This window comes from Streptomyces sp. NPDC104106, from assembly GCF_055584345.1.
The window spans coordinates 183,113-200,007 of sequence record NZ_JBVJMF010000015.1; the positions used below are offsets into that span (position 1 = coordinate 183,113).

General features: G+C 72.6%; 18 protein-coding genes. 7 read left to right on the plus strand and 11 right to left on the minus strand.

Features of this window, described 5'->3' with window-relative positions; all coding sequences use genetic code 11:
• Positions 1–35: 35 nt before the first annotated feature.
• Positions 36–986: a DMT family transporter gene (locus ACZ60X_RS30800; RefSeq protein ID WP_469605351.1), complete on the plus strand. Its 951-nt coding sequence runs from the start codon at positions 36–38 to the stop codon at positions 984–986.
• A 93-nt stretch (positions 987–1,079) separates the two neighbouring features.
• Here the strand turns inward: ACZ60X_RS30800 and ACZ60X_RS30805 are convergent, their stop codons facing one another.
• A complete protein-coding gene (locus ACZ60X_RS30805) occupies positions 1,080–2,411 on the minus strand; it encodes an aminotransferase class I/II-fold pyridoxal phosphate-dependent enzyme (protein WP_469605353.1) in 1,332 nt (443 codons plus the stop codon).
• A 70-nt stretch (positions 2,412–2,481) separates the two neighbouring features.
• Between ACZ60X_RS30805 and ACZ60X_RS30810 the strand changes: the two genes are divergently transcribed.
• On the plus strand, positions 2,482–3,162 hold the full coding sequence (locus ACZ60X_RS30810; RefSeq protein WP_469605355.1) for a pyridoxamine 5'-phosphate oxidase family protein: 681 nt from the start codon (positions 2,482–2,484) through the stop codon (positions 3,160–3,162).
• A 10-nt stretch (positions 3,163–3,172) separates the two neighbouring features.
• Here ACZ60X_RS30810 and ACZ60X_RS30815 read toward each other — a convergent pair whose 3' ends face one another.
• The 3 genes from ACZ60X_RS30815 to ACZ60X_RS30825 all read right to left on the minus strand — a co-directional run bounded on the left by ACZ60X_RS30815 (position 3,173) and on the right by ACZ60X_RS30825 (position 6,087).
• Positions 3,173–4,126 (minus strand): DMT family transporter, encoded by a 954-nt coding sequence (locus ACZ60X_RS30815; protein WP_469605359.1) that lies wholly within the window; start codon positions 4,124–4,126, stop codon positions 3,173–3,175.
• Between the two features lie 191 nt (positions 4,127–4,317).
• On the minus strand, positions 4,318–5,322 hold the full coding sequence (locus ACZ60X_RS30820) for an EamA family transporter (RefSeq protein WP_469605361.1): 1,005 nt from the start codon (positions 5,320–5,322) through the stop codon (positions 4,318–4,320).
• 177 nt (positions 5,323–5,499) lie between these two features.
• Positions 5,500–6,087 carry a hypothetical protein gene (locus ACZ60X_RS30825; RefSeq protein ID WP_469605363.1) on the minus strand — a complete coding sequence of 196 codons (588 nt, stop codon included), beginning with the start codon at positions 6,085–6,087 and terminating at the stop codon, positions 5,500–5,502.
• Positions 6,088–6,417: 330 nt separating this feature from the next.
• Between ACZ60X_RS30825 and ACZ60X_RS30830 the strand changes: the two genes are divergently transcribed.
• The gene (locus ACZ60X_RS30830) at positions 6,418–6,846 is read left to right on the plus strand and encodes a type II toxin-antitoxin system Rv0910 family toxin (protein ID WP_469605366.1); all 429 of its coding nucleotides are present in this window, start codon (positions 6,418–6,420) and stop codon (positions 6,844–6,846) included.
• A gap of 86 nt (positions 6,847–6,932) precedes the next feature.
• Here ACZ60X_RS30830 and ACZ60X_RS30835 read toward each other — a convergent pair whose 3' ends face one another.
• Together ACZ60X_RS30835 and ACZ60X_RS30840 are read right to left on the minus strand one after the other, a co-directional pair.
• A complete protein-coding gene (locus ACZ60X_RS30835; protein ID WP_469605368.1) occupies positions 6,933–7,526 on the minus strand; it encodes a PadR family transcriptional regulator in 594 nt (197 codons plus the stop codon).
• 221 nt (positions 7,527–7,747) lie between these two features.
• On the minus strand, positions 7,748–8,113 hold the full coding sequence (locus tag ACZ60X_RS30840) for a MerR family transcriptional regulator (RefSeq protein ID WP_469605371.1): 366 nt from the start codon (positions 8,111–8,113) through the stop codon (positions 7,748–7,750).
• A 96-nt stretch (positions 8,114–8,209) separates the two neighbouring features.
• On the opposite strand from ACZ60X_RS30840, the gene ACZ60X_RS30845 reads away from it, so the two are divergent.
• Entirely contained in the window at positions 8,210–8,701 is a 492-nt protein-coding gene (locus ACZ60X_RS30845; protein ID WP_469605375.1) for a hypothetical protein, read from the plus strand.
• Between the two features lie 10 nt (positions 8,702–8,711).
• On the plus strand, positions 8,712–9,524 hold the full coding sequence (locus ACZ60X_RS30850; protein WP_469605377.1) for a PhzF family phenazine biosynthesis protein: 813 nt from the start codon (positions 8,712–8,714) through the stop codon (positions 9,522–9,524).
• Between the two features lie 18 nt (positions 9,525–9,542).
• Here ACZ60X_RS30850 and ACZ60X_RS30855 read toward each other — a convergent pair whose 3' ends face one another.
• Both ACZ60X_RS30855 and ACZ60X_RS30860 read right to left on the minus strand, forming a co-directional pair.
• Positions 9,543–10,343, minus strand: coding sequence for a CPBP family intramembrane glutamic endopeptidase (locus ACZ60X_RS30855; protein ID WP_469605379.1), 801 nt, complete (start codon positions 10,341–10,343; stop codon positions 9,543–9,545).
• A gap of 341 nt (positions 10,344–10,684) precedes the next feature.
• Positions 10,685–12,202 carry a glutamate-cysteine ligase family protein gene (locus ACZ60X_RS30860; RefSeq protein ID WP_469605381.1) on the minus strand — a complete coding sequence of 506 codons (1,518 nt, stop codon included), beginning with the start codon at positions 12,200–12,202 and terminating at the stop codon, positions 10,685–10,687.
• Positions 12,203–12,773: 571 nt separating this feature from the next.
• Between ACZ60X_RS30860 and ACZ60X_RS30865 the strand changes: the two genes are divergently transcribed.
• Positions 12,774–13,376, plus strand: coding sequence for a hypothetical protein (locus tag ACZ60X_RS30865; RefSeq protein ID WP_469605383.1), 603 nt, complete (start codon positions 12,774–12,776; stop codon positions 13,374–13,376).
• Between the two features lie 298 nt (positions 13,377–13,674).
• The gene (locus tag ACZ60X_RS30870; RefSeq protein ID WP_469605455.1) at positions 13,675–13,881 is read left to right on the plus strand and encodes a DUF5999 family protein; all 207 of its coding nucleotides are present in this window, start codon (positions 13,675–13,677) and stop codon (positions 13,879–13,881) included.
• A 99-nt stretch (positions 13,882–13,980) separates the two neighbouring features.
• On the opposite strand, the gene ACZ60X_RS30875 is transcribed toward ACZ60X_RS30870, so the two are convergent.
• Genes ACZ60X_RS30875 through ACZ60X_RS30885 form a run of 3 tightly spaced genes read right to left on the minus strand, consistent with a single transcriptional unit; the run spans position 13,981 to position 16,892 of the window.
• The gene (locus ACZ60X_RS30875; RefSeq protein WP_469605385.1) at positions 13,981–15,033 is read right to left on the minus strand and encodes an endo-1,4-beta-xylanase; all 1,053 of its coding nucleotides are present in this window, start codon (positions 15,031–15,033) and stop codon (positions 13,981–13,983) included.
• Positions 15,034–15,066: 33 nt separating this feature from the next.
• On the minus strand, positions 15,067–15,897 hold the full coding sequence (locus tag ACZ60X_RS30880) for a carbohydrate ABC transporter permease (RefSeq protein WP_469605388.1): 831 nt from the start codon (positions 15,895–15,897) through the stop codon (positions 15,067–15,069).
• The gene (locus ACZ60X_RS30885; RefSeq protein ID WP_469605390.1) at positions 15,894–16,892 is read right to left on the minus strand and encodes a carbohydrate ABC transporter permease; all 999 of its coding nucleotides are present in this window, start codon (positions 16,890–16,892) and stop codon (positions 15,894–15,896) included. The genes ACZ60X_RS30880 and ACZ60X_RS30885 overlap by 4 nt, the downstream gene beginning before the upstream one ends.
• Between the last annotated feature and the right edge of the window lie 3 nt (positions 16,893–16,895).

The following is a 16,895-nucleotide window of genomic DNA, read 5'->3' on the forward strand; positions in this document are numbered from 1 at the left end:
TGTGCTACGACGTCGGCTCCATCATCGTTGACTCCATGAGCACGGTCACCGCATCCCAGACCCAGAACCACCCACACCCCCGGGCGCAGGCCCCCTCCCCCGCCCGGCCCCGCCTCGACTGGCGCCTCCGCTTCGGCGCGCTGTCCCTGATCTGGGGCTTCAGCTTCCTGCTGATCAAGGTGGGGACGAACGGGTACGCGCCGTTCCAGGTCACCCTCGGGCGTCTGGTGTTCGGCACGGCGGTACTGGCGGCGACGATGGCGGTCAAGCGGGAACGGCTGCCGCGCGGGGCCCGGCTCTGGGGCCACATGGCTGCCGCGGCCTTCTTCCTGAACGCCCTGCCCTTCTCCCTCTTCGCCTACTCCGAGCTGACGATCCCGTCCACGCTGGCCGGCATCTGCAACGCCACCTCACCGCTGTGGGGCATGGCTCTGTCCCTGGTCGCCCTCTCCGAGGACCGGCCGACCCGGGTCCGGGTGGCCGGGCTCGGGCTGGGCTTCCTCGGGGTGCTGACCGTGCTGGGCGCGTGGCAGGGCTTCCACGGGCTGGACGCCACGGGCACGGCACTGGCGCTGCTGGCTTCGCTGAGCTATCCGGTGGGCTGGATCTACGTCCGCCGCACGCTCGCCGGGACGGGCAACTCCCACCTGTCGATGACCGGGGCGCAGCTGCTGCTGGCGACGCTCCAACTGGCCGTGGCCACCCCGCTGTTCGCCGGATTCCCAACCCACCTCTCCCTGGTCCCGCTGCTGGCGATCGCCGCGCTCGGAGCGCTGGGCACGGGGCTGGCGGTGCTGATCCAGTACGGGCTGGTCGCCGAAGTCGGGCCCACGACCGCGCAGATGGTCACCTATTTCATCCCGGTCATCGCGACCGCCGCGGGAGTGGCGGTCCTGGGGGAGTCGTTGCGGTGGAGCACGCCGGTGGGAGCGGTGATCGTACTGGCGGGGGCCGCGTTGACCCAGGTGCGGCGGAAGGGCGCCTGAGGGGCCTGAGCGGACAAGCGGCCCGGTACGACGGGCGAGTGCGGGCCGGACGTGGCCGGTCGTGCCCTTCCCCGCGCCCCCAGGACGGTCCCGTCAGCCATAGACCCGCGCGGGAGACGGCCGTACCGCCGCAGCCACCGCCTCGGCCAGGGGGACGACGTCCTCCTGGCGGAGCATCGAGACGGTGATGCGGATCGCCGGGGGACTGTCGATGCGATAGCGGGCGCCCGGGGCGACCGCCCAGCCACCCTGGAGGAGGCGGGCCACCGCGCCGGTCTCGTCGGGGACGGGGACCCAGACGTTCATGCCGCTGCGGCCGTGGCCGACGACGCCCCGGTCGGCGAGGGCGTCGAGCAGGGCGTCCCGGCGCGCGCCGTACGACCGCGCCCCCGCCGTCCGGTCCACCGACCGCTCCGTCCACAGGTGGACCACGGCCCGCTGGAGCAGCAGGCTGACCCAGCCCGGGCCCAGGCGCTGCCGGCCGCGTACGCGGTCGACGGTGTCCGGGTCGCCGGTGAGGACCGCCACGCGCAGGTCGGGACCGTAGGTCTTGGAGGTGGAGCGGACGAAGGCCCAGTGCCGGGTGACGCCCGCGAGGGGGTGCGCGGGGAGGTCGACGATGCCGTGGCCGTGGTCGTCCTCGATCAGCAGCGTCTCCGGATGGTCGCGCAGGACCGCGCGCAGGGCACGCGCGCGTGCGGCGGTGACGGAAGCACCGGTCGGGTTCTGCGCGCGGTCGGTGACGATGAGCGCTCGGGCCCCCGACGCGAGGGCCGCGCGCACGTCCTCGGGGAGCGGGCCGTCGTCGTCCACGCCCACCGGGAGGGTGCGCAGGCCCAGCGCGGGGATCAGGTCCAGGACGCTGCCCCAGCCCGGGTCCTCGACGGCGACGGCGTCACCGGGCCTGAGGTGTGCGGACAGGACGCGTTCGACGGCGTCGAGGGAACCGGACGTCACGGTCACCGGGCCCTCGGGCACGCCGTCGGCCTCGAGTTCGGCGCGCGCGAGGCGGGCGAGGTCCGCGTCGACGGGGTCGTCGCCGTAGAGGACGGGCCGCCGGTCGCCCTCACGCGCGGCCGCGGCGAGGGCGGGGGCGAGGCGGGGCAGCAGGGCCGGGTCCGGGTTGCCGGAGGCCAGGTCGCGGCCCCCCTCGGGGACCTCCACGCGCAGTTCCTCGCGCCCGGTGGTGGCCGGCTTGCGCCGTACGCGGCTGCCCCGGCGGCCGGCCGTCTCGATCACCCCGCGCTCGCGCAGGGTGCGGTAGGCGGCCGCGACCGTGTTGGGATTCACGCCCAGCAGCACCGCCAACTCCCGCATCGGCGGCAGGGGTTGGCCCGGCGCCAGCTCACCGGCACCCACCGCGCGCTCGACGCTGGCCGCGATCTCAGCTGCGCCACGCCCTTCGATCCGATACTCTCCTAGCACAAAGCTGATTATGCACTAGTGCAATACATCCAGCAACACCGCTCGTCACAGCTCGCCATGGAGGACCGTCATGCAGGGGACGACCGAGGAATCCCGGGCCGCCGCCTACACCCCGACCGACCGCACCGTGCCCACCCGCTCCGCGGACCGGGCCTCGTACGACAAGGAACTGGTGCACGCGATACTCGACGAGGGGTACGTCTGCCACCTCGGCTTCGTCCGGGACGGGGCCCCGGTGGTGCTGCCGACGCTCTACGGCCGGGTGGGCGAGCGGCTCTACGTCCACGGGTCGACCGGTTCCCGCCCGCTGCGGATGACCGGTGCGGCCGACCCGGGGCTTCCGGTGTGCCTGACGGTCACCCACGTCGACGGGCTGGTGCTGGCCCGCTCCGCCTTCCACCACTCGATCAACTACCGCTCCGTGGTGGTGCACGGCGTCGCGCACGAGGTCACGGACCCCGAGGAGCGGCGGCTGGCCCTCGACGCGCTGGTGGACCACGTCGTGCCGGGCCGCTCCGCCGACTCCCGGCCCGCGAACAAGAAGGAACTGGCCGCCACCGCGGTCATCCGGCTGGATCTGGACGAGGTCTCGGCCAAGGTCCGCACCGGCGGCGCGAACGACGAACCCGAGGACCTCGCCCTGCCGCACTGGGCCGGGGTCGTCCCGCTCCGCAAGGGTTACGACGCCCCGGTGCCCAACGCCGACCTGACGGCCGGCGTCGAACTGCCCGACTACCTCAAGGCGCGGTAGGCCGGCGCGGTCACACCGGGACCGGTCCGCGCCGGCCGGTCCCGCGGGCCTCGCTCACGGCCAGGCCCCCGACCGCCGCCAGCATGAGCAGGGTGCCGGCCGCGGTGGTCGCGGTGAGCCGCTCGCCCAGGAGGACGACGGCGAGCACGGCCGCGGTCACCGGCTCCAGCAGCATGATCACGGAGACGGTTGCGGACCGTACGACGGCCGCTCCCGCGAAGTACAGGGCGTACGCGAGCGCCGTCGGCACGGCGGCGATGTAGCAGACGAGCGCAAGCAGCCGGGCCGGGTGGGCGGTGTGCGGGAGCAGCCCCTCGTGCAGGGCGAACGGCAGTACGCACAGGCCGGTCACGGCGAACGCCCAGACGGTGGTGTCGGAGGCGTCGGCCTCGCCGCCCCTGCCCCACCAGCGGGTCAGCAGGGTCATGACCGCGTAGCCCGCTGCCGACAGCAGTGCCGCCAGCACGCCCGCGGGGCGGACGGTGGCGGCCGAGCCGCCGAGGGTCAGCACGGCCAGCCCGGCGAGCGCGCCGCCGATCGCCAGCACTCCCGCGCTGCCGAGCCGTTCGCCGAGCAGCAACCGGGCGCCGAGCGCGATGAGCACCGGGCCCGCGCCGAGGGTGACGACGGTGGCCACGGCGAGACCGGTCGACTCCACGGCCGCGAAGTAGGCGGTCTGGAACACCGCCAGGCCCAGGCCCGTGACGAGGGCGCGGGCCGCCCGGCGCGCGGGCGGTTCGCTCGTGGCGGGGCGGGCCTTCGGGCGCAGTCCGCGCCCGGCCAGCAGCAACAGCAGGCCCAGCGCGCAGCGCCAGAACGACAGGGTGAAGACGCCCATGTCGCTGGTCCGGTAGACCAGGGAGGCGGCGGCGCCCGCGGTGCCCCAGGCGGCCCCGGTGACGATCAGATAGAGCAGGCCTCGCCCCTCGGGCAGGCCGGAAACAGCGTTCGTGTTCGTGGACAAGAGGATCTCTCCGCAGAAGCGCACCGCCAAGGGTGCGGAAGTTCGGGGGCGACCCGCTTCAGCGGGGCGCGCGGACTTCATCCGCGGGCAGCACCGTCCGGCCCGGCGCCCACGCGCCGGGCGGGTGTCCCGGAGGCCCGCCTCAGGCGGCCGGGGGCGGAAGAACGAGGGTGGACAGCACGAGCGGCACCTTATGCGGGCCTGCCGGGCACCGACAACTGCCTTTCCGGGCCGCCCCGGGCCACGGGCTCGGCCGCTCCCCGGGCGGGGGTGGCGGACTGGGCGATGAACGCGCCGGCGAGGACGACCAGGCCGCCCAGGATCTGCGGCGCCGAGAGGTGCTCGCCGAGCAGCACCCAGGCCAGCACGGTCGCGATGACGGCCTCCAGGCAGGCGACGACTCCGGCGACCTGCGGCGACAGCCGCCGTACCGCGAGCACCCCGGTGACGTACGCGACGACCGTGGCGATCAGCACGATCCAGGCCAGCAGGGCGACGGCGGGCACGGCGGTGCCGTTCATCCGCGCGGAACCGGTGAGCACCGACCAGCGCATGCTCCAGGGGTGGGCCACGGCGGTGAGGACGACGGCGCCGACGAGCAGGCCGTGAGCGATGACGCCGAGCGGGTCGGGGGCCTCCTCACCCGCGTCGCCGCCGTGGTCGGCCAGCACGAAGTAGCCGACCTGGCAGCAGGCGGCGGCGAGCGCGAACAGCAGGCCGAGCGCGTCGAAGCCCAGTCCCGACCAGACCTCCACCACACAGGCGAGGCCGCCGGCCGCGAGGACCACGCCGAGCGCGGCGGCCCGCGTCACCGGCCGGCGCTGCACGAACCGCACCCAGCCCAGCACCAGGGCCGGGGCCAGGTACTCGATGAGCAGCGCCACGCCGACCGGGATGCGGGAGAGCGCGGCGAAGTAGCAGGCCTGGACACCGGCGACGGCGAGCAGTCCGAACCCGGCGAGCAGCGCGGGCCGGCGGCGCGGCAGGGTCCTGTGACGTACGGCGAGCGGCAGCATGACCAGCGCCGCGCCGGTCACCCGCAACCACACCACGTGGAGCGGGTCCAGCCCCGCCTCGATCAGCGGCTTCGCGGCCACCCCCGACCCGCCGAAGGCGAGCGCCGACGCGAGCGCGAGACCGAGCCCGGCGCCCTTGCCGCGGCTGCCCTGACTGCTCTCTGAGATCTGCACCGGCACATGATGACAGGCGACGACATGACCGTCACGCCCTTTGACACCTGTCTCAGGAGGTGGACGGCCGGGCACGGGGCGAGGCCACGGGGGGCGGGGCGTCGGACGGGTCCCCGACGGGCGACCCACGGGACGACCGGCGGAGGGGTCGGCTCCGGACTCAGGAAGACGCCGGCTCGCCGCTCAGCAGCTCCCGCCGCCGCTGTCGGCCGCGCACTCCCCGGTGCCGGCGCCCAGCCGGGCGTTCAGGTCGAGGGCGGGGATGCCGGCGCGTTCGAGGACCTCGACCGCGCGGGAGCCGGGGTCCGCGGTGAGAGCGGCGAGCAGGTCGGTGCCGGCGGGGCGGGTCCCGCCGCGGCGGCGAGCGCGCCCGCGGGCCTCGGCCATGGCGGCGGCCGCGACGGGCGACCATGCGGGTGCGTCCCGGGTGTCCGGTACGACGGAGCCGGGCACGGCGGGTACGACGGCGATCGCGCCGGAGTCCTCCACGCTGCCCTGCCAGCGCAGCCCGTAGCCGATACTGCGCTGCACGAGGTAGCCGAAGAGCCTGGCGAGCCGGCCCGGCTCGCCGACGGCGGCGCGGACCTCGGGATCGTGCTCCAGCAGGGAGTGCAGCAGATGGGCGGTGTCGACCTGCCGGTCCCCGTCCCGGACGGCCCGGCGACGGGCACCGGCAACCACCGCTGCCAGCTCTGCGCCGAGCGCGGCATCGTCGTCGATGTGCGCAACCGCCTCGTCACGGGCGGCTTCACGGGTAGTACGGGGTCGCACAACCCCTACCCCATCAGTCCCAACGTCCCGAGTCATCCGCGAGCGGAACCATCTTCGCGTCCCACACAGAGTGGACATCGCCGGCCGGAATCTCATCCTTACGGAGGAGATCCGGCCGATACGGCGGGGGTCCGGCCGCCGGCCCGCGCGGTCTCGGGGCGCGCACCGGTCGAGGAGAGCGGCTTCCCGCGCGCGGGGGACCTGGTCGACGCGGCGCCGATCCGACGGGTCCGGAATTCCTGACGGTTCATCAGCATTGAATGTTCACGCCTCTGCGGCTACGTTCCGCGACACCGTAGCCCGATACGCCCGATCCGGAGGGGTGGACGCATGGCCGAAGTCAGTGCTGAGGCACGTATGCAGGCACAGGCCGAGAAGGTGTGGGCGAAGCTCACCGACTGGTCGGCGTACGGGGAGTGGAACGCGACCCACACCAACTTCCCCCAGGGCGGCCCGCGGACCCTGGCGGTGGGCGGGACCTTCCAGGAGAACATGAAGCTGATGGGCTTTCCGGCCGAGGTCGAGTGGACCATCGAGGAGCTGGAGCCGGCCCGCGTGTTCGCCATTCGCGGCAAGGGGCCCATGGCCGTGGGCGTCGCCACACGCTACACGCTCGTCCCGGAGGGCGAGGCCACGGTGGTCCGCGTCGACGGCGAGTTCACCGGTGCCGCCGTCTCCCTCATGGCGGGCAAGCTCAAGGACTCGGCGACGGCCGCGCTGAACGAGTCACTGCGCAAGCTGGCCGGGCTGGTGTCCTGACGGACCGAGGCGAAGGCGCCCCGTGGCCGGTCCACGGGGCGCCTTCCGCCGACGGGGCAGCGCCCGCCAGTGCCCCTCAGTACTCGTCAGTGCTCGTCGGCGAGGATCAGGTACAGCTTCTTGCGGGCTTCGTTGATGACGGTCAGCGCCTTCTCGCGCTGCTCCTTGCTGCCGGTCTTCCAGACCTGGCTGAAGGCCTCCATCAGCCCGAAGCCGGCCTGCCGGATCTCGCTCAGGGCCTCCCAGTCGACCCCGCGCGAGGCCTCCTCCCAGGGGGCGTCCGGACCCTCGTCGGCGGCGGCGCGCCCGTCGTCGGTGAGCGCGAACAGCTTCTTGCCGCCCTCGCTCTCGCTGGCGATCAGGCCCTCGTCCTCCAGGAGCTGGAGCGTGGGGTAGACCGAGCCGGGGCTGGGCTTCCACGCGCCACCGCTGCGCTCGGCGATCTCCTGGATCATCTCGTAGCCGTGCATCGGCCGGTCCTTCAGCAGGGCCAGGATCGAGGCCCGTACGTCACCGCGCCGTGCCCGCCCCCTCGGACCGAAACCGGGTCCACCGGGGCCGAACCCCGGGCCGCCCGGACCGAAGGGCCCGAACGCGGCCCGACGCCCCTCGAAGCCGCCGAGACCCCGGTGGCCGTGGCCCTCGTGCCGATGTCCGTGCTCGTATCCGTGGCTGCGCATCGCGATCACTCCATTCCATCGATGATCTGTCACGTCTGCATCGCGTATCGTTCGCGATGTCTCAACGATATATCGGAACCGATCGCATGGCAATCCCCTTCAACCGAAGTGGGAGCAGCACCTGTCCGAGGCCCCACGGCCGGAGCACGTCGGCGAGCGCTTCACCGTCGGCTACTGAGCACCGCGGGGCCCTGCCGTCCGCCCGCACGCGCGGGGACGGGTCAGTCGGCTCGCCCCGCCGTCCGCAAGGGGCAGCCGGTGCCGACGCGGGCGGCGAGGTCGGCACGGAGCGCGGTCAGCTCGGCCATGCGCGCGTCGATGACGCGGATCTTGTCCTCCAACAGCGCGGACAGCGCCTCGGCACTGTCCGGGGCGTCCCGCAGCTCCGCACCGTGCCGGGCGATCTCGGCGAGCGTGAAGCCGAGCGCCTGCGCGGTGCGGACGTAGTGCAGCCAGGTCACCGTCTGCGGTGGGAAGTCGCGGTAGCCGTTGGGCAGGCGGTCGCCGTCGAGCAGGCCGATCTTCTCGTAGAAGCGCAGCGTGTCCCTGGACAGCCCGGTGCGCGCGGCCAGTTCCCCGATCCGCATGCCCGACTCCCCCGCCCCTCGGCCGACTTGACCTTGGAGCGTACTCCGCTGTTTAGCGTGGCGGCGCCCGATCGAGCCCTGCCGAGGAGCCCCCTGATGAACCCCGCGTCCCCCACGTCCCCCGCCTACCCGCGCCTGGTCCGCGTCAGCGGCTGGTACGACCTGCTCGTCACGGCCGGCTTCGCGACCCCGTGGACGTACGCGCCGGTGCACCGCCTGCTGTCGGCCGCGGGCGGCGCGGCCGGTCTCGGCACCATGCCCGCGCCCACCCCGCTGCAGACGCTGTACGCCAACCTGATGGGCTCGGTCGTGCTGGTCTGGTCCGGTCTGCGTGTCGTACGGCCGCTGCCGCTGTACGGCCTCCTCGACGGCGTCGCCCGCGCCCTGTTCGCCCTCTGGCAGGGCTACTCGCTGGCGCACGGCGGACCCGGGGTGCTGTGGCCGTTCCTGGTGCTGGAGGCCGCGTTCGGCGCCGCCCAACTCGCGCCGTGGGCGCGGACGCGGTCCGCCGCCCGGCCGGGTGACCGTGTCCGAAAGGTGCCAGGACCCGTGAATTGGCCTTGGGCAGGCGCCCGGCGCGGCCGCTAGCGTCGACGCCATGCGCATGCGAATCGTGGACGCCTTCACCGACCGGCCCTTCGCCGGCAACCCGGCCGGAGTCGTGATCCTGGACGACGCCTTCCCCGACGACGCCTGGCTCCAGAACGTCGCCATGGAGGTCAACCACGCCGAGACGGCGTTCACGCACCGGCTGCCCGAGGGCGGCGAGGCGGACTGGGCGCTGCGCTGGTTCACACCGGTCGCCGAGGTCGCCATGTGCGGACACGCCACCCTCGCCGCGGCCCACGTCCTGCACACCACGGACGCCCACCCGGGCCCGGTGCGGTTCGCCACCCGCAGCGGCGTGCTCATCGCCACGCCCGCCGCCGACGGATCGATCACCATGGACTTCCCGACCGCGCCGCTCACCCGGGTCGAGGTCCCGGACGGCGTCGCCGAGGCGCTCGGCGCCGTGCCGGTCGCCGCCTTCGGCACCGGTCCGAACGTCGGTGACCTGCTGCTGGAGCTGGCCGACGAGAAGACGGTGCGGGGCCTCGCCCCCGACCTCAGGGCCCTGACCCGCTACTCCTCGCGGGGCGTCATCGCCACCGCCCGCGCCGAACAGCCCGCCCGGGGCTACGACTTCGTCACCCGCTGCTTCTTCCCGAACGTCGGCATCGACGAGGACCCAGTCACCGGCTCCGCCCACACCGCGCTCGCCCCGCACTGGTCGGCCCGGCTCGGACGCGACGACCTCACGGGGCTGCAGGCCTCCCGGCGCACCGGGCTGGTCCGCACCGGGCTGCGCGGGGAGCGCACGCTGCTCACCGGCCGCGCGGTCACGGTCATCGAGGGCGAACTGAACGCCTGACGGCGTCCGGCGGCGCGTTCAGCCCGTCGGCAGCCAGCCCACCCGGTGCGCGAGGAGGGCGTAGCCGACGAACGCGCCGATGTCGAGCAGGGAGTGCGCGACGACCAGCGGACCGACGCGTCCCCAGCGGCGGTACAGCCAGACGAACACCACGCCCATCACCATGTTGCCGACGAAGCCGCCGATGCCCTGGTAGAGGTGGTAGGAGCCGCGCAGGACCGCGCTGGCCGCCAGCGCGGTCCCCGGCGCCCAGCCCAACTGGCGGAGCCTGCGCAGCAGGTAGCCGACGACGACGACCTCTTCGAGAACGGCGTTCTGTACGGCGGACAGGATGAGCACCGGGTACTTCCACCACACGTTCGCCAGCGACTCGGGGACGACCGTGAGGTTGAAGCCGAGGGCGCGGGCCGCCAGGTAGAAGGCGATGCCGGTGCTGCCGATCACCGCTGCGATCGCGACGCCCCGGCGGAGGTCGGGCCACGGCCGGGTGCGGTCGAAGCCCAGCGTGCGCAGGCCGCTGCCCTCGCGCAGCAGCAGATGGGCGACCAGGGCCACGGGGACCAGGGCGGTCGCGATGTCGAAGAGCTGCCAGGCGAGGTCCAGCCAGGGGCGGCCGGGAGCGAGCGAGACGTTCATCCTGGCCGCCTGGTGCGCGAGGCCGCCCGGCTTGGTCAGCGCGCCGATGAAGCTGATCAGCGCCGAGACACCGCTCGCCCCCAGCGACAGCGCGAGGACGAGCAGCGTCTCGTCCCGCAGGATCCGCCGCGGGCCGCGCCGCCGCGCCCCGGAGTCGGCCACCGCGTCAGCCTCCACCTGCACCCCTGCCTCCCGCCGGCTCACGGGCCCACCGGCCCATCTGTCGCCTGGCAAGGATCGCAGAAGGAGTTGTGAGGACGGCGTACGGTACCGGACGCGCACCCCGCACCCCGCCGGCGGCGTCTGCCGTCCAGGGGGGTCGTCCGGATCGGGCCGGCCGGGGCGAGCGGTGCGGCCCCACGGACCCGAGCGGAGTCTGGTGCGTGCAGCTGCGAGGCGGAGGAGGGAGTCGACGCGAGGGGGTTTCCCCACGCGAGCGAAGCGGCGACGACGGGGATGTGCCTGCCAGGCCGGGCGACGCCGGGACGGTCCGAGCGACGCCCCCTGGGTGTCCCCGCTCGGCGTCAGCCCAGCGGCACCGGTTCGGGCAGGCCCACCGGCCACATGTGCACCGGCTCCCCGGCGTGCATCAGCTCGGCGTAGCGCCGTGTCGTCGCGGCCAGCGCCGACTCACGGGTCATGCCCTGTTCGAGGGCCCGGTGGAAGGTGGCCGCCTGCCAGGAGGCCCCGTTCACGCGGCGCCGGCAGCGCTCCTCGATGACGCCCAGGTAGAGGTCGCGGTCGGCCGCCTCCACGCCCCACGCGTCCAGGCCGGACGAGGCCAGCGGCAGCAGCTCGTCGCGGATCAGCGTGACCGCGTCGACCTCGCCGGTGCCGCCGTAGCGCCCGCGCCGGGGCCAGACGAACCGCGCGTCGATGCCGTGGCGGCACGCGGCGTCGAAGTTGGCCTCGGCCGCGGCGAAGGGCAGCCGGGACCACACCGGGCGGCTCTCCTCGGCCAGGGCCCGCACCAGGCCGTAGTAGAAGGCCGCGTTGGCGATCACGTCGATGACGGTCGGCCCGGCCGGCAGCACGCGGTTCTCCACGCGGAGGTGCGGGACGCCGTCCGCGACGCCGTACACCGGCCGGTTCCAGCGGTAGATCGTGCCGTTGTGCAGCACCAGCTCGGCCAGTCGGGGCGTGCCCCCGGCGTCGACGACCTCCAGCGGCTCCTCGTCGTCGCAGATGGGGAGCAGCGCGGGGAAGAACCGCAGGTTCTCGGCGAACAGGTCGTACGCGGAGCTGATCCACCGCTCGCCGAACCAGGTGCGGGGCCGTACGCCCTGCGCCTGGAGTTCGGGCGGGCGGGTGTCGGTGGACTGCAGGAACAGCGGTGGCCGGGACTCGCGCCACAGCTCCTGTCCGAACAGGAACGGCGAGTTGGCGCCCACCGCGATCTGCGGTGCGCACGCCACCTGCGCCGCGTTCCACACGTCCGCGAACCGGGCGGGGGTGACCTGGAGGTGCAGTTGCACGGAGGTGCAGGCGGCCTCGGGGACGATTGACTTCGCCGTGCGGACCAGGTGTTCGACGCCCTCGATGTCGAGCCGGAAGTCCTCGCCGCGCGCGGCGACGATCTGGTCGTTGAGCAGGGCGTAGCGGTCGACCTCGGAGAGGTTGGCGGAGACCAGGTCGTCCGGGCCGAGCGTGGGCAGGATGCCGATCATGACGATGCCGGCGTCCACCTCGTGGGCCTTGCGGTCGGCGTACGCGAGCGAGGTGCGCAGTTCCTCGGCGAGCCGGTCGAATACGCGGCCGCCCAAGCGGTGTGGGGCAATGTTGACTTCCAGGTTGAACATGGCGAGTTCTGTTTGGAAATCGCGGCTCGCGATGCGCTCCAGCACCTGGCCGTTCAGCATTTTCGGCATACCGTCGATGCCCGCGAGATTCAATTCGATCTCGACTCCCATGAGGTTCTTGGGGCGATCGAATCGCTTCTCGACCAGCAGCCGCTCCAGTCCCGTCAGGCACTTCTGGAGCTTTTCGCGGTATCGCTGGCGATCGGACAGGTCGTACTGCCCCGCCACGACCTTCTCCCCCATCGAAGTGTCCCTCCTCGGCTGGGCGGGCCGACACGGCGGCCGCCGGGCTCCCGGGTGCAGGGGGGATGATGCCCAGCGGAAGCGATCGATAACGCCCCACGCGAACCCGGCGCACGCTACTCTGTCGGATTGTTCCCAGAGGCATTTTCACTGGGCATGCTGCAGTCCGCCCGTCCGGGTACCCGGAACATCTCGTGAAAAACGCCGACGACATTCGGCCTACCGTTACCGGCGCGTATGACGAGGTCAGGGCACTGGGCCGGTCCGGGGAATCGGGAGGATTCCCGCATATCGGCGGCGTATTGACGCCTTGCGCACGTCACCGGAATGGGATAGACGAAACAACGGCCGAACAAGCGTCGTATAAACTTCGCCCACAAGGCAGAAGGTTGACGCCCTCGGTCGTGGTTCCTGCATGTTCCTGCCGTCGCGGTCACGGGAGGCAGACCGAGCCGCAGCCACGTTCACCGACCCGAGCCGCCACCCTTCCGGCCTTCTCCGTGAGCAGACAGCGCCGTCCGCCCCACCCTCCTCGCGCCGCCGCGCCTGTCGAATGAGAGAGGCGACCCACATGCCGCTGCACGTGCCCCCTGCCCCCGCGCCCGCACTGCGTTCCGTCCTCGCCGCCCTCGGTTCCCCCACCGCCGTCCGCGAGGCCCGCACCCCCTCCCTGCGCGCCGCGCAGGGCCCGGCGACACCCGAATTCCCGCTGCCCGTCCATGTGCTGGACCGGATCAGCGCCCAGGGCCTGTCCGCGACCCGGCTGGCCGGCTGGCGTTTCCTGATCCGCTGCGGCGACAAGGCGGTGGCCGCGGCCGAGACCATGCTCACCCCGGACGGCTGGGCCTTCTCGCACTTCTTCGAGGGCCCGTACGTCCCCTCCACCGAGCGCGCGCTGCAGCAGGCCGAGATGCTGCAACAGCCGTACCAGGCGCGGCTGCTGTCCGTTCCGGGGCTGTACATGCTCACGCTGTGGCTGCACGGCGACCTCACCGCCGACGGCGCCGAGGGCCATCCGGACGGCGCCGACCTGCTCGTGCCGCTGGCCCCCGCGCCGCCCGGCATACCGGCGCACCGCCCGTTCCGGGTCGCCGAGCTGCTGCCGGTGCTGAACCGTCGCGCCACGCCGGTTCCGCTCCTCGGACCGACCGTCCTCGACTCGCCCGCCGCCTGACCGACACCCGCGTACGACACGTGTGTGCCCCGCCGCCCGCACCGGACGGCGGGGCACACCCCTGTCCGGGGACCGGTCGCCCGGCCTGCATGGACTAGCCCTATCCGGCCACCGCGAACCACCCAAAGGGACAGCGCATGTGGACTGAACCGTCCGCGCGGGTGACGCGTCATGAACCTGTGAGAAGCGGTGCCACGAAATCCCTGCGGAACGACGCCCGGAGGGCAACACTGGGTTCCGACCGACTTGTCATCACGGGGGGACGGCCATGACCACGACAGAGCGAGAGATCCCACCCATGTGCCAGCACCAGCCGCCGTGTCCGACCGCCGAGTCCGCCGACCGGGAGTCCGCCCGCCTCGTGGCGCACCACCCGGAACAGGGCTGGAGTCTGCTGTGCAACGGCGTCCTGCTCTTCGAGGACACCGGTGAGCTGCTTCCCGACGGCCGGATCATCGCTCCGCACCGCCCGCTGGGTGCGGAGCATGTGGCGACCGCCGCCTGAGCGGAGCGCGCGCGAACGACCCGAGGGGCCGGCCGCACCCAGCAGGTGCGCACCGGCCCCGACGCGTGTCCGCCGACGGCTACCGACCGTGTCCGGGTGCTAGCGCAGCGCCTCCCGCAGTGCCTGGTACGCCGGCTTGGGCCTCAGCTGCTCGTCCCACGGCAGGGCGGCGCCCTCGCCGGGGAAGACGGCCGGGATCCAGGAGTACTTGTCGGTGTAGTCCCAGATGGTGACGCCGACGCACCGGCGCACGGCCAGGCAGGCCTCGGTCACCTGCCGGTACCAGTCGGCCTGTTCGGCCAGCTTGGCGTCGGTCGCCGGCAGCTGCATCCGGATGTCGACCTCGGTGAGCGCGGTGTCCAGGCCGAGGCGGGCGAAACGGGCGAGGTTGTCCTTCAGGGTGGTGGGATAGCCGTACTGGAGCGCCAGATGGGTCTGGAAGCCGATGCCGTCGAGGGGTACGCCCTCGGCTTTGAGTTGCCGGGCGAGGGCGTAGTAGGCGTCGCTCTTGGGGCCGGTCGCCTCGATGTTGTAGTCGTTGAGGTAGAGCCTGGCGTGCGGGTCGGCCTCGTGGGCCCAGCGCAGCGCGTCGGCGATGTAGCCGGGGCCGAGCGTCTTGTACCAGAGCGTCTCGCGGTAGGTGCCGTCCTCGTTGAAGGCCTCGTTGACGACGTCCCAGGAGTAGACCTTGCCCCGGTAGTGCCGCACCTCGGTGGTGATGTGCTTCTTCAGCACGGCCCGCAGTTCGGGGGCCGTCCACTGCTTCGAGGTGAGCCAGTCCGGCAGCTGGCTGTGCCAGACCAGGGTGTGGGCCCGGACCCGCTGGTGGTTCCTCCGGGCCAGGTTCACGATCTGGTCGCCGTTGGTCCAGTCGAAGACGCCCTGCTGGGGCTCGGTGGCGTACCACTTCATGCCGTTGCCCGGCGTGATCATGTCGAACTCGCTGCCGAGGATCTTCGTGTAGGCGCTGTCGGTGAGTTCGGGGTTGTCGGTGGCGCTGCCGAAGTAGCGGCCGTGTCGCTCGGCGAGGTTCGCGAGGGTGGGCTGGCGGGCATGGGCCGGTGCGGCCTGGGCGGTGGGGCCGGTGGCGACACCGGCCGCCACGAGGGCGGCCGCGAGGGCGCCGGCGATTCTCAGACGTACCTGGGGCATGGTGCGGCTCCTGTCTGCTGGAAGAGGTGTGGCTCAGCCCTTGGTGGCACCGGCGGTGAGACCGCCGACGAGCTGGCGTTCGGCGACGGAGTAGAAGGCGAGGGCGGGGACCATGGCGAGGACGAGGTAGGCGAAGACGCGGGCGGTGTCCGCGGAGTACTGGCCCTGGAACTGCTGCACGCCGATCGGGATGGTCCACCAGGTGTTGTCGGTGAACACCAGCAGCGGCAGGAAGAAGTTGTTCCAGCTGGCGACGACGGTGAGGACGCAGACCGTGCCGAGCGCGGGCCGGGCCATCGGCAGCAGGATGCGCCAGAAGAAGCCGAGCGGTCCGCAGCCGTCGAGCGTGGCCGCCTCCTCCAGCTCGCCGGGGATCTGCCGGAAGAAGCCGCGCAGGATGATGATGGTCATCGGCAGCCCGAACGCCGCCTGCGGCAGGATCACGCCCAGTGGGTTGTCCAGCAGCCCCATCGAGCGCAACAGCAGGAACAGCGGCAGCGCGGCCACCGCGAAGGGGAACATCAGCCCCATCGTGAACAGCGTGAACAGCAACTCCCGGCCGCGGAAGGCGAACCGCGCGAAGGAGAACGCGGCGAGCGCGGAGACCACGACGACGATGACCGTCGTACCGACCGCGATGAACGTGCTGTTGCCGACCAGCCGCCAGAACGAGCCCGACGCCAGGATGTCGCCGTAGTTGGACAGGACCCACGGGTGCGGCAGGCCCACGGGGTTGCGGGAGAGCTGGTCGGTGGACTTGAAACCGGAGAGCAGCGCGGACAGCAGGGGTACGGCCATCACCGCGCCGACGACGACCAGCACCACGTGCAGCGGCAGGGTACGGCCCTTGCGGCGGACGCTCATGCGTCGGCTCCCCTCATGTTCGTGGTGGCCCCTTCGAGGTCGCGGCGCAGGACGAACCGCTGGTAGGCGAGGGCGAAGACGAGGCTGATGGCGAACATGACCACGCTGATCGCGCTGGCGTAGCCGACCTGGTAGCGCTTGAAGCCGTACTGGAACATGGTCACGGCCATCGTCTCGGAGTGGTGGTCGGGGCCGCCCGCGGTGACCACCCACACCAGGTCGAACAGCTGGATGGAGCCGATCACCGACAGGAAGACGCTGATCCGCAGGGTGGGCGCGAGCAGCGGCAGGGTGACGTGGCGGAAGCGCTGCCAGGGGTTCGCGCCGTCGACGACCGCCGCCTCGGTCAGCTCGGCCGGGATGGCCTGCAGGCCGGCCAGGTACAGCATCATGTGGAAGCCGAAGTACTTCCAGGTCATGACGAGGAACAGCGTGGCCATCACGGTGGAGGTGCCGGCGAACCACTCGCCACCGAGCCCGCCGAGGCCGACGGCCTTGAGGACGTGGTCGGCGAGCCCCTGGTCCGGGGCGAAGATCATGCTGAACAGCACGCCGGTGATGGCCTCGGAGAGCACGTACGGCGCGAAGAACAGCATCCGGTAGACGGCCCGGCCGCGCACCTTCTGGTTCAGCAGCACGGCCATGGCGAGCGCGAAGGGCAGTTGCAGCGCCAGCGACAGCACGACGAGCAGCAGACAGCGCCACAGGTCGCCGAGGAAGACGGGGTCCTTGAGCAGCCGGCTGAAGTTGTCGGTGCCGGTGTAGTCGGACGGCATCCCGAAGCCGCCCCAGCGGAAGAAGGACGCGTACAGCGCGAACAGGATCGGCAGCAGGACGAGGACACCGAACAGGGCGAGGGCCGGGACCTGGAAACCGACGGCGGTGAGCCAGTGCAGGGCGCGCCGCCGGGCACGCTGCCGGACCGCGTCGGCGGCCGGGGCGGGCCGGACGGCGCCGGGTCCGCCGCGCTTGTCGGAGAGGAACGTGGAGGTCATCGC

Coding starts and splice junctions, on each gene's coding strand:
- ACZ60X_RS30845 (WP_469605375.1), top strand. CDS start 8,210: ATGAACCCCGCGTCCCCCACGTCCCCCGCCTACCCGCGCCTGGTCCGC.
- ACZ60X_RS30850 (WP_469605377.1), top strand. CDS start 8,712: ATGCGCATGCGAATCGTGGACGCCTTCACCGACCGGCCCTTCGCCGGC.
- ACZ60X_RS30860 (WP_469605381.1), bottom strand. CDS start 12,202: ATGGGGGAGAAGGTCGTGGCGGGGCAGTACGACCTGTCCGATCGCCAG.
- ACZ60X_RS30870 (WP_469605455.1), top strand. CDS start 13,675: ATGTGCCAGCACCAGCCGCCGTGTCCGACCGCCGAGTCCGCCGACCGG.
- ACZ60X_RS30875 (WP_469605385.1), bottom strand. CDS start 15,033: ATGCCCCAGGTACGTCTGAGAATCGCCGGCGCCCTCGCGGCCGCCCTC.
- ACZ60X_RS30835 (WP_469605368.1), bottom strand. CDS start 7,526: ATGCGCAGCCACGGATACGAGCACGGACATCGGCACGAGGGCCACGGC.
- ACZ60X_RS30880 (WP_469605388.1), bottom strand. CDS start 15,897: ATGAGCGTCCGCCGCAAGGGCCGTACCCTGCCGCTGCACGTGGTGCTG.
- ACZ60X_RS30830 (WP_469605366.1), top strand. CDS start 6,418: ATGGCCGAAGTCAGTGCTGAGGCACGTATGCAGGCACAGGCCGAGAAG.
- ACZ60X_RS30810 (WP_469605355.1), top strand. CDS start 2,482: ATGCAGGGGACGACCGAGGAATCCCGGGCCGCCGCCTACACCCCGACC.
- ACZ60X_RS30800 (WP_469605351.1), top strand. CDS start 36: ATGAGCACGGTCACCGCATCCCAGACCCAGAACCACCCACACCCCCGG.
- ACZ60X_RS30885 (WP_469605390.1), bottom strand. CDS start 16,892: ATGACCTCCACGTTCCTCTCCGACAAGCGCGGCGGACCCGGCGCCGTC.
- ACZ60X_RS30840 (WP_469605371.1), bottom strand. CDS start 8,113: ATGCGGATCGGGGAACTGGCCGCGCGCACCGGGCTGTCCAGGGACACG.
- ACZ60X_RS30865 (WP_469605383.1), top strand. CDS start 12,774: ATGCCGCTGCACGTGCCCCCTGCCCCCGCGCCCGCACTGCGTTCCGTC.